The 15328-nt window shown below is 74.3% G+C and carries 12 protein-coding genes; 11 read left to right on the forward strand and 1 reads right to left on the reverse strand.

Annotated elements, in window-relative coordinates; all coding sequences use genetic code 11:
* Positions 1-39: 39 nt before the first annotated feature.
* The 9 genes from rimP (at position 40) to ABFY03_RS27190 (ending at position 11632) form a co-directional block, all read left to right on the forward strand.
* Positions 40-537 carry a ribosome maturation factor RimP gene (rimP, locus tag ABFY03_RS27150; protein ID WP_319011233.1) on the forward strand — a complete coding sequence of 166 codons (498 nt, stop codon included), beginning with the start codon at positions 40-42 and terminating at the stop codon, positions 535-537.
* Positions 538-539: 2 nt separating this feature from the next.
* The gene (nusA, locus tag ABFY03_RS27155) at positions 540-1535 is read left to right on the forward strand and encodes a transcription termination factor NusA (protein ID WP_319011232.1); all 996 of its coding nucleotides are present in this window, start codon (positions 540-542) and stop codon (positions 1533-1535) included.
* A gap of 96 nt (positions 1536-1631) precedes the next feature.
* A complete protein-coding gene (locus ABFY03_RS27160; RefSeq protein WP_319011231.1) occupies positions 1632-1922 on the forward strand; it encodes a YlxR family protein in 291 nt (96 codons plus the stop codon).
* A 148-nt stretch (positions 1923-2070) separates the two neighbouring features.
* Positions 2071-5133, forward strand: coding sequence for a translation initiation factor IF-2 (gene infB, locus ABFY03_RS27165; protein ID WP_319011230.1), 3063 nt, complete (start codon positions 2071-2073; stop codon positions 5131-5133).
* A gap of 138 nt (positions 5134-5271) precedes the next feature.
* Entirely contained in the window at positions 5272-5565 is a 294-nt protein-coding gene (locus ABFY03_RS27170; protein WP_031008504.1) for a DUF503 domain-containing protein, read from the forward strand.
* A 29-nt stretch (positions 5566-5594) separates the two neighbouring features.
* Positions 5595-6035, forward strand: coding sequence for a 30S ribosome-binding factor RbfA (gene rbfA, locus ABFY03_RS27175; protein WP_319011229.1), 441 nt, complete (start codon positions 5595-5597; stop codon positions 6033-6035).
* Positions 6032-6928, forward strand: a complete 897-nt coding sequence (gene truB / locus ABFY03_RS27180; protein WP_319011228.1) for a tRNA pseudouridine(55) synthase TruB — start codon at positions 6032-6034, stop codon at positions 6926-6928. Before rbfA ends, truB begins: the two co-directional genes overlap by 4 nt.
* Positions 6929-7082: 154 nt before the next feature.
* Positions 7083-10622 (forward strand): trypsin-like peptidase domain-containing protein, encoded by a 3540-nt coding sequence (locus ABFY03_RS27185; protein WP_346171021.1) that lies wholly within the window; start codon positions 7083-7085, stop codon positions 10620-10622.
* A 50-nt stretch (positions 10623-10672) separates the two neighbouring features.
* Positions 10673-11632 carry a bifunctional riboflavin kinase/FAD synthetase gene (locus ABFY03_RS27190; protein WP_319011226.1) on the forward strand — a complete coding sequence of 320 codons (960 nt, stop codon included), beginning with the start codon at positions 10673-10675 and terminating at the stop codon, positions 11630-11632.
* Positions 11633-11647: 15 nt separating this feature from the next.
* On the opposite strand, the gene ABFY03_RS27195 is transcribed toward ABFY03_RS27190, so the two are convergent.
* A complete protein-coding gene (locus ABFY03_RS27195) occupies positions 11648-12970 on the reverse strand; it encodes a cytochrome P450 (protein WP_319011225.1) in 1323 nt (440 codons plus the stop codon).
* Here ABFY03_RS27195 and ABFY03_RS27200 point away from each other — a divergent pair.
* Together ABFY03_RS27200 and ABFY03_RS27205 are read left to right on the forward strand one after the other, a co-directional pair.
* A complete protein-coding gene (locus tag ABFY03_RS27200; RefSeq protein ID WP_346171022.1) occupies positions 12969-14279 on the forward strand; it encodes a type III polyketide synthase in 1311 nt (436 codons plus the stop codon). The genes ABFY03_RS27195 and ABFY03_RS27200 overlap by 2 nt on opposite strands.
* A gap of 92 nt (positions 14280-14371) precedes the next feature.
* Entirely contained in the window at positions 14372-15310 is a 939-nt protein-coding gene (locus ABFY03_RS27205; RefSeq protein ID WP_319011223.1) for a hypothetical protein, read from the forward strand.
* Positions 15311-15328: the final 18 nt, after the last annotated feature.

The following is a 15328-nucleotide window of genomic DNA, read 5'->3' on the forward strand; positions in this document are numbered from 1 at the left end:
CGTACCCACAACAGCACACGCGGCCGAGGAGTCACCCGGATGAGCACCACCCAGAGCGACAGGCTGCGCGGACTCATTGAGCCGCTCGTCCACGCGGAGAACCTGGATCTGGAGGAGATCGAGGTGTCCCGGGCCGGCCGCCGCGGACTGCTGAGGATCGTCGTCGACTCCGACGAGGGCGTGGAGCTGGACACCTGCGCGGAGCTGAGCCGCGCGATCTCCGCGAAGCTGGACGAGACCGACGCCATGGGCGACGGCGAGTACGTCCTGGAGGTCAGCTCCCCCGGCGCCGACCGTCCGCTCTCCGAGCACCGCCACTACGTCCGGGCCACCGGCCGGCTGGTGAAGCTCCAGCTCGTCGAGGGCGGGGACCTGGTCACCCGCATCCTGGCGGTGGACGAGGACGGCCTCGACACCGAGGTCCCGGGCGTGAAGGGCCGCAAGGCCACCGCCCGCCGCGTGGAGTTCGCCGAGATCGCCAAGGCGCGTGTCGAGATCGAGTTCAACCGCAAGGACAAGAAGGAAGAGGAGGCGTAGCCGTGGACATCGACGTGAAGCTTCTGAAGGGCTTGGCGCAGGAGAAGGAAATCTCCTTCGAGATGCTGGTCGAGGCGATCGAGTCGGCCCTCCTCATCGCGTACCACCGCACCCCGTCCGCCCGCCGCCACGCGCGCGTGGAGCTGGACCGGCACACCGGTCACGTGACGGTGTGGGCCGAGGAGGACCCGGCCGACCTGGAGGAGGGGCAGGAGCCCAAGGAGTTCGACGACACCCCGTCGGACTTCGGCCGCATCGCGGCGAGCACCGCCCGCCAGGTCATCCAGCAGCGGCTGCGCGACGCCGAGAACGACGTCACCTTCGGCGAGTACGCCCGCCGCGAGGGCGATGTCGTCGCCGGTGTGGTGCAGCAGGGCAAGGACCCGAAGAACGTCCTCGTCAAGCTGGACGACAAGCTGGAGGCCATCCTGCCGGTGCAGGAGCAGGTGCCGGGCGAGGAGTACACGCACGGCCTGCGGCTGCGCACGTACGTCGTCCGGGTGGCCAAGGGTGTCCGCGGTCCGTCCGTCACCCTTTCGCGCACCCACCCCAATCTGGTGAAGAAGCTCTTCGCCCTGGAGGTGCCCGAGATCGCCGACGGTTCGGTCGAGATCTCGGCGATCGCGCGTGAGGCCGGTCACCGCACCAAGATCGCGGTCCGTTCCACCCGTTCGGGCCTGAACGCCAAGGGCGCCTGCATCGGCCCCATGGGCAGCCGGGTGCGGAACGTGATGGCCGAGCTGCTCGGCGAGAAGATCGACATCGTCGACTGGTCGGACGACCCGGCCGAGATGGTGGCGAACGCGCTCTCCCCGGCCCGGGTCTCCAAGGTCGAGGTCGTCGACGCCGCCGCCCGGTCCGCCCGGGTGACGGTCCCCGACTACCAGCTCTCCCTGGCCATCGGCAAGGAGGGGCAGAACGCCCGGCTGGCCGCGCGGCTCACCGGCTGGCGGATCGACATCCGGCCGGACACCGAGACCGCGGCCGAAGAGGGCTGAGCGGCACCGCCCGCAAGCCGGAGATCGTTTTTGGCCAACAGCTGTTCGATTTTTGCCCCAAACGGGTGAGGTCGGTACGGGGAGGTAGACTTAATCGTGTCTGGCCGGACGCATGCCCGCGCGTGCCCTGAGCGAACCTGTGTGGGATGCCGGGAGCGAGCGGCCAAGAGCGATCTGCTGCGGATCGTGGTGAACAAGGACGAGTGCGTCCCCGATCATCGCGGTACGCTGCCCGGCCGGGGTGCGTACGTGCACCCCGCCTTGCACTGTCTCGACCTGGCGGCCCGCCGCCGGGCGTTCCCGAGGGCCTTCAGGGTCCCGGGGCCGCTCGACACGGCGGCGCTGCGGGAACACGTCGAGCAGGCCGCCCAGGCGGCACCGCAGTGAACAGGAAGTACGGCACGGAACCCCGTGCGGTCAGGTACCTCGCGAGTCGGAAGTAGGTCGAGATTGCGATGAGCACTCGATGAGTACGCGATGAGTACGCCCATGAAGTAGCGACGGTCCGGCGGTAACCGGACCTAAAAGGAGCGATGTGGCTAAGGTCCGGGTATACGAACTCGCCAAGGAGTTCGGTGTGGAGAGCAAGGTCGTGATGGCCAAGCTCCAGGAACTCGGTGAATTCGTCCGTTCGGCGTCCTCGACGATCGAGGCGCCGGTCGTGCGCAAGTTGACTGACGCTTTGCAGGGTCCCGGCGGTTCCGCCGGCAAGACCGCTGCCAAGCCCGGCGCGCCCCGCAAGTCGGCGCCCGCCCCCAAGCCGGCCGCGCCGGCGCCTTCGGCGCCCGCCGCCGCACGTCCCGCTGCCCCGAAGCCTGGCGCGCCCACCCCGGCGCCCAAGCCCGCGGCGGCCGAGAAGCCCTCGACGCCGGCCCCCGGCCCGCGTCCGACCCCGGGTCCGAAGCCCGCGGCTCCCGCGCCCAAGCCGGCGCCCGCCGCCCCGGCTCCGACCAACCCGGAGTTCACCGCGCCTCCGGCGGCTCCGGCCGCGGGTGGTCAGCGTCCCGGTGGTGCCGCCTCCGGCCCGCGTCCGACCGGTGCCCGTCCGGGCCAGGCCGCGCCGCGCCCGGGTCAGCAGGCCCCCCGTCCCGGCCAGCAGGCCCCGCGTCCGGGCGCCCCGCGTCCGGCCGGCCCGCGTCCGGGCAACAACCCCTTCACCTCCGGCGGCTCCACCGGCATGGCGCGCCCGCAGGCGCCCCGTCCCGGCGGCGGCGCCCCGCGTCCCGGCGGCCCCGGTGCCGTTCCGGGCGCCCCGCGTCCGCAGGGCGGCCCCGGCGGCGCCCCGCGTCCCCAGGGCGGCGCTCCGCGTCCGACCCCGGGTGGCATGCCCCGTCCGCAGGCCCCGCGTCCCGGTGGCGCGCCCGGCGGCAACCGTCCGAACCCGGGCATGATGCCGCAGCGTCCCGCTGCCGGCCCGCGTCCCGGCCCCGGCGGTCGTGGCCCCGGTGGTCCCGGCGGTCGTCCGGGCGGTCCCGGTGGCGGCGGCGGTCGTCCCGGCTTCGCCGGTCGTCCGGCCGGTCCCGGCGGCGGTGGCGGCGGCTTCGCCGGCCGTCCCGGCGGTCCCGGTGGCGGCGGCGGTCGTCCGGGTGGTCCCGGCGGCGGTGGCGGCGGCTTCGGCGGTCGTCCCGGCGGCTTCGGCGGCCGTCCCGGCGGTCCGGGTGGCCGTGGTGGCACGCAGGGCGCCTTCGGTCGTCCCGGCGGTCCCGCGCGTCGCGGTCGCAAGTCGAAGCGGCAGAGGCGCCAGGAGTACGAGGCCATGCAGGCCCCGTCCGTGGGCGGCGTGATGCTGCCTCGCGGCAACGGCGAGACCATTCGCCTGTCGCGCGGTGCGTCCCTCACCGACTTCGCGGAGAAGATCGGCGCCAACCCGGCGTCGCTCGTCGCGGTCATGATGAACCTCGGCGAGATGGTCACGGCCACGCAGTCCGTCTCCGACGACACGCTGGTCATGCTGGCCGAGGAGATGAACTACGTCGTCCAGGTCGTCAGCCCGGAGGAGGAGGACCGCGAGCTTCTCGAGTCCTTCGACATCGAGTTCGGCGAGGACGAGGGCGGCGAAGAGGCCCTGGTCTCCCGTCCGCCGGTCGTGACCGTCATGGGTCACGTCGACCACGGTAAGACCCGACTCCTCGACGCCATCCGCAAGACGAACGTCGTCGCGGGCGAGGCCGGTGGCATCACCCAGCACATCGGTGCCTACCAGGTCGGTACCGAGGTCAACGGCGAAGAGCGTCGCATCACCTTCATCGACACCCCGGGTCACGAGGCGTTCACCGCCATGCGTGCCCGTGGTGCGAAGTCGACCGACATCGCGATCCTCGTGGTCGCGGCCAACGACGGCGTCATGCCGCAGACGATCGAGGCGCTCAACCACGCCAAGGCCGCCGGCGTCCCGATCGTCGTCGCGGTCAACAAGATCGACGTCGAGGGCGCGGACCCGGTCAAGGTCCGCGGTCAGCTGACCGAGTTCGGTCTGGTGGCCGAGGAGTACGGCGGCGACACCATGTTCGTCGACATCTCCGCCAAGCAGGGTCTGCACATCGACTCCCTGCTGGAGGCCGTCATCCTCACGGCCGACGCCTCGCTCGACCTCCGGGCCAACCCGGACCAGGACGCGCAGGGCATCGCCATCGAGTCGCACCTCGACCGCGGTCGCGGCGCCGTCTCGACGGTCCTGGTCCAGCGCGGAACGCTGCGCATCGGCGACACGATCGTCGCCGGCGACGCGTACGGCCGCGTCCGGGCCATGCTCGACGACAAGGGCAACAACGTGGAGGAGGCGACCCCGTCGACCCCCGTCCTCGTCCTGGGTCTCACCAACGTCCCGGGTGCCGGTGACAACTTCCTCGTCGTCGACGAGGACCGCACCGCCCGCCAGATCGCCGAGAAGCGTGCCGCCCGCGAGCGGAACGCGGCCTTCGCGAAGCGCGTCCGCCGCGTCTCGCTGGAGGACCTGGACAAGGTGCTCAAGGCCGGCGAGATCCAGCAGCTGAACCTGATCATCAAGGGTGACGCCTCTGGTTCCGTCGAGGCCCTCGAGTCCTCCCTGCTCCAGCTGGACGTCGGCGAGGAGGTCGACATCCGCGTCCTGCACCGCGGCGTGGGTGCCGTCACCGAGTCGGACATCGACCTGGCGATGGGCTCCGACGCCATCGTGATCGGCTTCAACGTGCGCGCCGCCGGGCGTGCGCAGCAGATGGCCGAGCGCGAGGGCGTGGACGTCCGGTACTACTCGGTCATCTACCAGGCGATCGAGGAGATCGAGGCGGCCCTCAAGGGTCTGCTCAAGCCGGAGTACGAGGAGGTCGAGCTCGGCACCGCGGAGATCCGCGAGGTCTTCCGCTCCTCCAAGCTCGGCAACATCGCCGGTGTCCTCATCCGCTCCGGCGAGGTCAAGCGCAACACCAAGGCGCGCCTCATCCGCGACGGCAAGGTCATCGCCGAGAACCTCAACATCGAGGGTCTGCGTCGCTTCAAGGACGACGTCACCGAGATCCGCGAGGGCTTCGAGGGTGGTATCAACCTCGGAAACTTCAACGACATCAAGGTCGACGACGTCATCGCGACGTACGAGATGCGCGAGAAGCCGCGCGCGTAACACGCGGTGAAGTGCCGGGGCCGGTCGGCGGAGGTTATTCCGTCGATCGGCCCCGGCCGTTCCGTGTACGGTTTCGGTGTCCCCGTCCAGCGGTTGGCGGGGCCACTGACCCCGAACCGGCGGGACATCCGGACACACATGTATGTGGGGACTCTGTCCTTCGACCTGCTCCTCGGCGACGTCCATTCGCTCAAGGAGAAACGCTCCCTCGTGAAGCCGATCGTCGCCGAGCTCCAGCGGAAGTTCTCGGTGAGCGTGGCGGAGGTGAGCGGCCAGAACCTCCACCGGCGGGCCGAGATCGGCGTCGCCATGGTGTCGGGGGACCTGGGGCACCTGAACGGCGTCCTGGACCGCTGCGAGCGGCTGGTCGCCGCGCGGCCGGAGGTGGAGCTGCTCTCGGTGCGCCGAAGGCTCCACACTGATGAAGACTGAATGAGCAAGGCAAAGAAGGAGACGGACCAGTGGCCGACAACGCGCGGGCGAAGAAGCTGGCGGACCTCATCCGGGAGGTGGTCGCCGAGAAGCTGCAGCGCGGCATCAAGGACCCGCGCCTGGGTACGCACGTGACCATCACGGACACCCGCGTCACCGGTGACCTGCGGGAGGCCACGGTCTTCTACACGGTCTACGGCGACGACGAGGACCGGGCGAGCGCCGCGGCCGGCCTGGAGAGCGCCAAGGGCATCCTGCGCTCGGCGGTGGGCAAGGCGGCCGGGACCAAGTTCACCCCGACCCTGGCCTTCGTGGCCGACGCCCTCCCGGAGAACGCGCGGACCATCGAGGACCTCCTCGACAAGGCGCGCGCCTCCGACGCCCAGGTGCGGGAGGCGTCCTCGGGCGCCACCTTCGCGGGCGACGCCGACCCGTACAAGAAGCCGGGCGAGGACGAAGCCGCCGAATGATCAACGACCGGACGCCCGACGGCCTTGTCATCGTCGACAAGCCGTCGGGCTTCACCTCGCACGACGTCGTGGCCAAGATGCGCGGGATCGCCAGGACCCGCCGCGTCGGCCACGCCGGCACGCTCGACCCCATGGCCACGGGCGTCCTCGTCCTCGGCGTGGAGCGGGCCACCAAGCTCCTCGGTCACCTCGCGCTGACCGAGAAGGAGTACCTGGGCACCATCCGCCTGGGCCAGACCACGATCACCGACGACGCCGAGGGCGAGATCACGGCGTCGGTCGACGCGTCGAAGGTCACCCGCGAGCAGATCGACGCGGGGGTCGCGGAGCTGACCGGCGCCATCATGCAGGTCCCGTCGAAGGTCTCCGCGATCAAGATCGACGGCAAGCGGTCCTACGCGCGCGTGCGCGGGGGCGAGGAGTTCGAGATCCCGGCCCGTCCGGTCACCGTCTCCTCCTTCCGGGTGTACGACGTGCGCGAGGAGACCGCCGAGGACGGCACGCCCGTCGTCGACCTGGTCGTCTCCGTGGTCTGCTCCTCCGGTACGTACATCCGGGCGCTGGCCCGGGACCTCGGCGCCGGACTCGGCGTCGGCGGGCACCTCACCGCGCTGCGGCGCACCCGGGTGGGCCCGTACAAGCTGGACAGCGCCCGCACCCTGGACCAGCTCCAGCAGGAGCTGACCGTGATGCCGGTCGCCGAGGCCGCCGAGGCGGCGTTCCCGCGCTGGGACGTCGACGAGAAGCGGGCCCGGCTGCTGCTCAACGGGGTGCGGCTGGAGATGCCGGAGTACCCCGCGGGCCCGGTCGCGGTCTTCGGGCCGGACGGGAAGCTGCTCGCGCTGGTCGAGGACCAGCGGGGCAAGGCGAAGAGCCTGGCCGTCTTCGGCTGACACGTCACGCGGAGGGCGGGTGCGCGCGGCGCGCCCGCCCTTCCGTGTTTCTTCACTCCATCGGGGAAGCGCTCGGAGTGAACCCTGGGCGTACGAGGGGGCGCGTTCGCCGATCCGCGCCGGGCGGGGAGCGCCCCGACCTACCCTCCACACCATGGGACGCGGGGACCTGGCGGAGCCGGTGGGGCTGGTGCGCATCTGCGATCTGGCGGGCCGGCCGCGCGGCACCGGATTCCTCGCCGACCACGAGGGCACCCTCGTCACCAGCCACGAGGCCGTCGACGGGCTCACGCGCGTCGTGCTGCACGCGCCCGGCGAGCGGACCTGGCTCGCCGAGTCCGACGCCGTCACCGCCCTCCCCGAGCAGGGGCTCGCGCTGATCCGCACCGAGGGCCTGGGCGTGCGCCCGCTGCCGCTCGCCACCCGCGCGGCCGTCGAACCCGGCACCTACGTCCGGATCGCCGCGCACGGCTGGCGCGAGGCCCGCGTCCTCGGCCCCGCCGCCGTCACGTACACCGCCACCGACCGCTTCCACGTCCTCGCCGACGCCCTCGAACTCGCCATCGGCACCGAGGGAGCCGAGGCGCTCCGGCTCGGCGGTCCGGCCGCCGGCGGACCCGTCCTCGACAGCGCCACCGGCACCGTCCTCGGCGTCGTCGGCACCGCGCTCCAGGGCGACCCCCGCGCCGCCGGACACGCCGTCCCGCTCCGCCCGGACGGCCCCCTGGGCGACCTCCTGCGCCGCAACGCGGCCACCGTCCCCGCCTACGGCCCCGACCTCAACCTCGCCGCCGTCCTCGAACTCACCACCCCCACCGCGCTCCCGCCCCGCGACCCGTCCCCCTGGCCCGCCCCGGTCACCCGCCCGGCCGCCCTCGGCACCCTGACCCGCTTCGCCGGACCGGACCCCCGCCCGGGCGACCCGGACCCCGCCGTCCCCGTGCTCGCCGTCGTCGGCGCGCCCGGCAGCGGGCGTACGACCCTGCTCGGGGCCCTCTGCGAGGAGCGGGCGGCCCGGCGCGCGTCCGCGCCGACCGTACGGCTGCGGGGCGCCGACCTGCTGGAGGCGGACGGCTCGGTCGCCGACGCCGTCGGGCGGCTGCTGCACCGCGCGGCCCGGATCGCCGCCGCCTCCGGGGCCTCCGGCGACCCCGTCACCCCCGAGCGGGCCGCCGCGCTCGCCCGGGCCGCCGGGCGGCCGCTCCTCGTCGTCCTCGACGCCCCCGAGGAGATGCCCCCGCTCCTCGGCCACCGGCTCGCCGACTGGACCGGGGCCACCGAGCGCTGGCTGCGCGCCCACGGCACCCGCCTCGTCCTCGCCTGCCGCCCCGAGTACGCCGAGCGGGCCGCCGCCCTCTGGAGCACCGCCCCCGCCGTGCTGCCGCTCGGCGACCTCACCGACGCCGAGGCCAGGGCCGTACGCCAGGGGTACGGGCTCGGCGACGACGACCTCGCCCCCGCCGACGCCCGGCACCCGCTCGCCCTGCGGCTGCTCGCGGAGGTGCGGGCCGCGCTCCCCGGCGAGGTGCCCGGACGGCCCGGCCGGACCGAGATCTTCACCGCCCACCTGGACCTGATGTGCCTGCGGATCGCGGTCCGGATCGCCGCCGACGCGCGCCCGCGGCCCGGCGGCCCGGCCGTCCGCCGGCTCGCCGCCCGGGTCACCGGCCAGGTCCACGAGGCCGCCCGGCGCTGCCTCGGCCCCGGCCACGGCCTCCTCGACCGGGCCTCCTTCGAGGAGCTCTTCCCGTGGCGGGACGGCTGGGCCCCCGCCGTCCTCACCGAGGGCCTGCTCGTTCCCGCCGGCACCGGCTACCGCTTCGCCCACGAGGAGGTCGCCGACTGGCTCCAGGCCGCCCACCTCGACCTCGACACGGCCCTCGACACCCTCGTCCACGCCCGCCCCACCGCCTCCGACCGGCCGGAGCCGCCGGCCCCCACCCCGCCCGACGACGACGTCGACCCGGACCGCCGCGAGGCGCCGGACGCCCCCGCCGGGCCGCGCGGGCGCCGGCGGCGCGGCCCGGCGGCGGCCCCGCCCGACGCGCCCGCCGGGCCGGCCGCCGACCGGGCCCGGGGGCGCCGGCGCGGAGGGGCGACGGAACCGGGCGCCGCGTCGCGGCTCGCCGTGCCCCGGCACCGGATCGGGACGGTCGTCCAGGCGCTGCTGCTCGCCCACCGCCAGGGCGGCGCCGCGGCCCTGGCACCCCGGTTGACCGGACTCGTCGACTTCCTGGCCGGCGCCGGCCGGGAGACGCCCGAGGACGCCGTCTGGTGGGGGAGCACCCTGCTCGTGCGGACCCTCGCCGGGATCGGCGACCCGCGCCCCTACCTGCCCGTGCTGCGGCGGCTCGCCGACCGCGTGGGGGAGGGCGGCGACCGGGCCGGGGCCTTCGCCGGCCTCGGGGCCGACTGGTGGCGCGCGGTGGCCGTCGGCGAGGACGAACGCCTCGACCTGCTGCGCCGCCTCGTCACGGCCGACCCGCCGCCCCCCGGTCCCGCCCCCTTCCTCGACGCCGTCGAGGAGCTGCTCGCCGCCCGGCCCCGGGAGGTCCAGCCGCTGCTCTGCCGCTGGTTCACCGACGCCCGCCCACTGCCCGCGCGGCCGTACGCCACCGTCGCCACCACCGCCCAGGAACTGCTCCACACCCACCGCGGGACCGCCGCCGACGACCTGTGCGAGGCGCTGGCCGCCACCGCCCACCCGCTCGCCGACGGACTGCTCGGCGCGCTCGTCGACGACGAGCCGTCCGCGCTCTGCCGGGCCGTCGACCGGTGGGCCCACGACGACCTGCGCCCCGAGCGGCGGCTCGCCGCCGCCGCGTACGGCAGCCTGCTGGCCACCCGCGGCCCGCACGGCCAGGACCGCGAACTGCTGCGGTACGCGGCCGGCGCGCTGCTCGCCCGCCCCGGCGACCGGCCGCTGCACGGCGCCGCCCTCGGCATCCTCGTCCGCGACCCGCAGACCCGGGGCGCGTACCTGGCCCGGGCCGTCGCCGACCCCCGGGTGCCGGCCGACGCGCTCGTCGCGGCCCTCGCCGACCACCCCGGGCCGGTCCTCGACGCCCTCCGCGACCGGCTGGACGAGGGCCGCGACCCGGGAGCGGTCCTGCGGGCCCTCGCCGCCGTCGACACGCCCGCCCTCACCCGCCGGATCGCCCTCCTCGTCCGGGCCTACGTCACCCGGCACCCCGAGGGCGCCGTCCACGCCGCCGGCTACCTCGACCTGCGGTTCGAGGAGGGGCCGACCGCCCGGGCCGTGCTCTTCCCCCTGGTCGTCGGGCTGATCCACGGCCGGCCCGCCGCCGTCCGGCGCGCCCTCGCCCCCGTCCTCGCCGCCCCCGGCACCGGCGCCTCCCGCCACCTGCGGGCCGAACTCCTCGACGTCCTCCTCGACCACGAGACCTACGCCGCCGAGCCGGGCGAGCGGACCGTGCCGGACGCCCTGCTGACCGCCGCCGCCGAGGGCGCCGCCCGCCGCCCGCGCCCCCGCAGCCACGCCCTGCTGACCCGTACCGCCGCCCTCTACGCCCGTGACCCGGGCGGCGCGGCCCACCGCGACCGGCTGCTCACCGCGCTCGCCGCCGAACACCCGGCCTTCGCCGCCCTGCTCGCGGAGACCGTGCCCGCGCCCCGCGCACCCGGCAGTGCCCATGCCGATGCGAACCGACGGGCCCGGGCATGGCAGTCTTAGACCTGCGTAATGGGCGCACAGGGCGAACAGGCGGACGAGGAGCGGTCACAGTGCAGCGCTGGCGTGGCTTGGAGGACATCCCCCAGGACTGGGGGCGCAGCGTCGTCACCATCGGCTCCTACGACGGTGTGCACCGCGGACACCAGCTGATCATCGGGCGGGCCGTCGAGCGCGCCCGCGAGCTGGGCGTCCCCGCCGTCGTGGTGACCTTCGACCCGCACCCCTCCGAGGTGGTGCGCCCCGGCAGCCACCCGCCGCTGCTCGCCCCGCACCACCGGCGCGCCGAGCTGATGGCCGACCTGGGCGTGGACGCGGTGCTCGTGCTGCCGTTCACCGCCGAGTTCTCGCAGCTGTCGCCGGCCGACTTCATCGTCAAGGTGCTCGTCGACAAGCTGCACGCGCGGGCCGTCATCGAGGGCCCGAACTTCCGCTTCGGCCACCGGGCCGCGGGGAACGTGGAGTTCCTCACCGAGCTGGGCGCCACCTACGACTACGAGGTCGAGGTGATCGACCTGTACGTCAGCGGGACCGCCGGCGGCGGGCAGCCCTTCTCCTCCACCCTGACCCGACGGCTGGTCGCCGAGGGCGACATGGCCGGCGCCGCCGAGATCCTCGGCCGGCCGCACCGGGTCGAGGGCATCGTCGTGCGCGGCGCGCAGCGCGGCCGCGAGCTGGGCTTCCCCACGGCCAACGTGGAGACCCTGCCGCACACCGCGATCCCCGCCGACGGCGTCTACGCCGGCTGGCTGACCGCGAACGGCGAGCGGATGCCGGCGGCGATCTCCGTCGGCACCAACCCGCAGTTCGACGGCACCGAGCGGACGGTGGAGGCGTACGCGATCGACCGCGAGGGCCTCGACCTGTACGGGCTGCACGTCTCCGTCGACTTCCTCGCCTACGTGCGCGGCATGCTCAAGTTCGACACCCTCGACGACCTGCTGGTGGCCATGGCCGCCGACGTCGACAAGTGCCGGGCGCTGACGGCCGCGTACGACGCCGCGGCGGAGTGATCCCGCCCGGAGCCGTCACCAGGTGACGTACAGCTCCCGGGGGCCGCGGATCAGGCCCTGGGACTGGAAGGGCACGTCCTCCGGCCGGCCCGCGAGCCGCAGCTCCGGATAGCGGGCCAGCAGCGTGGACAGCATCACCTCGGACTCCATCCGGGTCAGCATCGCGCCCATGCAGTGGTGCGGCCCGTGGCCGAAGGAGACGTGCCCGATGCCCGTGCGGTCGAAGTCGAGGACGTCGGGGTCGGCGAAGACCTCCGGGTCCCGGTTGGCCGCCAGGTAGGAGGCGTACACCGCCTCACCCGCGCGGATCACGACCCCGCCGATCTCGACGTCCTCCGTCGCGATCCGGGGGAGTCCGACGCCGTTGCGGTGCGGGATCCAGCGCAGCAGCTCGTCCACCGCCTGCGGCAGCAGCTCCGGCTCGGCGCGCAGCCGGGCGAGCAGGTCCGGGCGGGTGAGCAGCACGTACACCATGTTGGCGCTGTTGTTGCGGACCGCGTGGGCGCCGCTGATCAGGATCGCCATGGCGAGCGAGACCGCCTCGTCGGCGCTGATCCGGCCCTCCGCCAGGGACTCGGCCAGCTCCCCGGCCAGGTCCTCCCGCGGCTCGGCCCGGCGCTGTTCGAGCAGCCGGGTGATGTAGCCGTGGATCTGCGCCTTGGCGGCGCGGCTGCCCTCCGGGCCGGGGCCCGAGGAGAGGATCAGGTCCGGCCAGGACGCCAGCTCGGCCCGGTCCTCCTCCGGGATGCCGAGCAGATCGCAGACCACCGCCATCGGCAGCGGCCCGTGCAGGTGCCGCATCAGGTCGGCGGGCCGGCCCGCCTCCTCCATGGCGTCGAGGAACCGGTCGCAGGCCGCCTGGGCGAGCGGTCGCAGCCGCTGGGCGCCCCGGCCGGTGAAGGTCTTGGTCACGGCCTTGCGGAGCTGGGTGTGGTACGGCGGATCGGCGTAGTTCAGGGCCGCCTTCGAGGCCACCATGTGGCCGGTCATCTTGGTCACCTGCCGGTCCAGCAGGGCCGTCCGGCTGAACCGCGGATCCGAGGTGACCGCCCGGACGTCGGCGTACCGGGTGACCAGCCACGCCTCGTTCTCGGCGGCGAACGGCAGCCGGATCCGGGAGACCGGTTCCTTCGCGAGCAGCTCGGTCAGGAGCGGGTCGAAGTCGAGCGCGGGCAGGTCGTCGACGGACCAGGTGCGGGCCGGACGGGTGGCGCCGGGGCAGCCGGCGGGGGCGGATCCGGGCGCCGGGGCACCGGAGGCCGGAGAGCCGGAGGCCGGGGATCCGGGGGCCGGGGATCCGGACGCCGGGCGGCCGGACATCAGCGGTTCGGAGGTCATGCGGAGGCTTTTCCCGGCGGCGGGCGGACGCGACACGCCGAAGGCCGTACAGCCCCTCGGACGGCCGACACCCGCACTCACCCACCGTGACGAGCCGGGCACGCTCGCGGTTGCGGGCTCGCGATCAGCGGGTGAGTGTGGGCCGCAGTCCGCCGATCGAGAAGAAGGAGCGAGTGCCGTGGTGACCTTGTGCAAACCCGCGGTGGCCGTGCCGGAGCACGTGATCACGATGGAGGAGACGCTCGACCTCGCCCGTGCGCGCCACTCCGACCACCCCCAACTCCCCCTGGCGCTGCGGCTGATCGGCAACACCGGTGTCGCGAAACGGCACATCGTGCAGCCCATCGAGAAGACCCTGGCCCATCCCGGCTTCCAGGAACGCAACGAGCTGTACGAGGCCGAGGCGAAGGCCCGGGTCCCCGCCGTCGTCGAGGAGGCCCTCGGCCACGCCGGACTGCGCCCGGCCGACATCGACATGATCGTCTACGTGTCGTGCACGGGCTTCATGATGCCCTCGCTCACCGCCTGGATGATCAACACCATGGGCTTCCCCAGCCACACCCGGCAGGTGCCCATCGCCCAGCTCGGCTGCGCCGCCGGCGGGGCGGCGATCAACCGGGCGCACGACTTCTGCACCGCCTACCCGGACGCCAACGTCCTCATCGTGGCCTGCGAGTTCTGCTCGCTCTGCTACCAGCCGACCGACCTCGGCGTCGGCTCGCTGCTCTCCAACGGCCTCTTCGGCGACGCCGTCGCCGCCGCCGTGGTCCGCGGCCGCGGCGGCACCGGCATCCTCCTGGAGCGCAACAACTCCCACCTGGTGCCCGACACCGAGGACTGGATCGCCTACAGCGTCCGCGAGACCGGCTTCCACTTCCTGCTCGACAAGCGGGTGCCGACGACGATGGAACCGCTCGCCCCCGCGCTCCGCGAGATCGCCGGCGCGCACGGCTGGGACGCCGGGAACCTCGACTTCTACATCATCCACGCGGGCGGTCCGCGGATCCTCGACGACCTCAGCCTCTTCCTCGAAGTGCCGCCGGAGGCCTTCCGGTTCAGCCGGGCGACCCTCACGGAGTACGGCAACATCGCCAGCGCCGTCGTCCTCGACGCGGTCCGGCGGCTCTTCGACGAGGGCGGGCAGCCGGAGGGCGCGCGCGGCATCCTCGCCGGCTTCGGCCCCGGCATCACCGCCGAGATGTGCCTGGGCCGCTGGACCACCTCGCCCCGCCCCGCCGAACCGCAGCTCGGCGCCCGCCGGATCGTCGGCTACTCGCCCCGCTTCCAGCACGCCCGCAGCAGGGCCTGAACGCCCCGCCGGCACCGTCCCGTCCCACCCCGCCCGGTCCGACCGGGCGGGTCACCACCCCGCAGACGCACACACCCGCCAAGGAGAGTCGTATGTCCCCCACACCGCCCTCCCGTCGACGGCCGCGCGGCCCCGTCGCGCTCGCCGCGCTGCTCGCCGGAGCGGCCGCCGCCTCGCTCGCCGTGGCGCCCGCCGAGGCCGCGGCCCCCGGTGCGGCCCGGGTGCCGATGCACCAGTGCTGGGTCAACGGGGTCGCCGCCCCGCCGGGCGACATGGTCAGCGGCTCCTCCGGCGACGACAACATCTTCTGCGACAGCGACCTGGAGAACGTCACCGTCTGGGGCGGCGGCGGCAACGACATGATCGAGGTCCGCGGCCTCGTCATCGACTCGGCCGTGATGGGCGGCGACGGCGACGACGTCATCCGCGCCAAGCACCTGGTGCCGCAGAACGCCTCCAGCATGGTCCGCGGCAACCGCGGCAACGACGTCATCAAGGTCGCCACGGTCGTCGGCGAGGGCGCCGAGCACGGGGCCGTCGTGCACGGCGACGACGGCGACGACAAGATCACCACCGGTTCGGTGAGCGGCGCCCCCGGCAAGTTCAACCGGGGCGGCGGGATCGTCACCGGCAACGACGGCGCCGACACCATCAAGGTCGGGGTCGTCGACTTCTCCGGCCGCGTGCTGGGCGGCAGCGAGGCCGACACCATCGAGGCCGCCGGCCTCGGCCCCGAGTCCGGCGGCCTGATCCAGGCGGGCCCCGGCGACGACACGATCAGCGGCCCCGGCGGCACGATCCTCACGGTCGGCCCGCACTGGGGCATGGTCGACGCGGGCGTCGGACGGGACACCTGCACCGTGAAGTCGGTCTCGACGCGCACCTCGATCGCCGCCTGCGAGGTGCTCCCGAAGGCCGCCCCCTCCGCGGCGAAGCCGCAGACCCCGTCGGGCGCCCAGCCGGCCGGCGCGAAGCCCGCGACCCCGGCGGCCGCCCAGCCGGCGCCGCATCCGGTCCAGCCGGCCGGCTGACGCCGGCCCCCGCACCAC

The organism is Streptomyces roseofulvus, assembly GCF_039534915.1.
Taxonomy (GTDB): domain Bacteria; phylum Actinomycetota; class Actinomycetes; order Streptomycetales; family Streptomycetaceae; genus Streptomyces; species Streptomyces roseofulvus.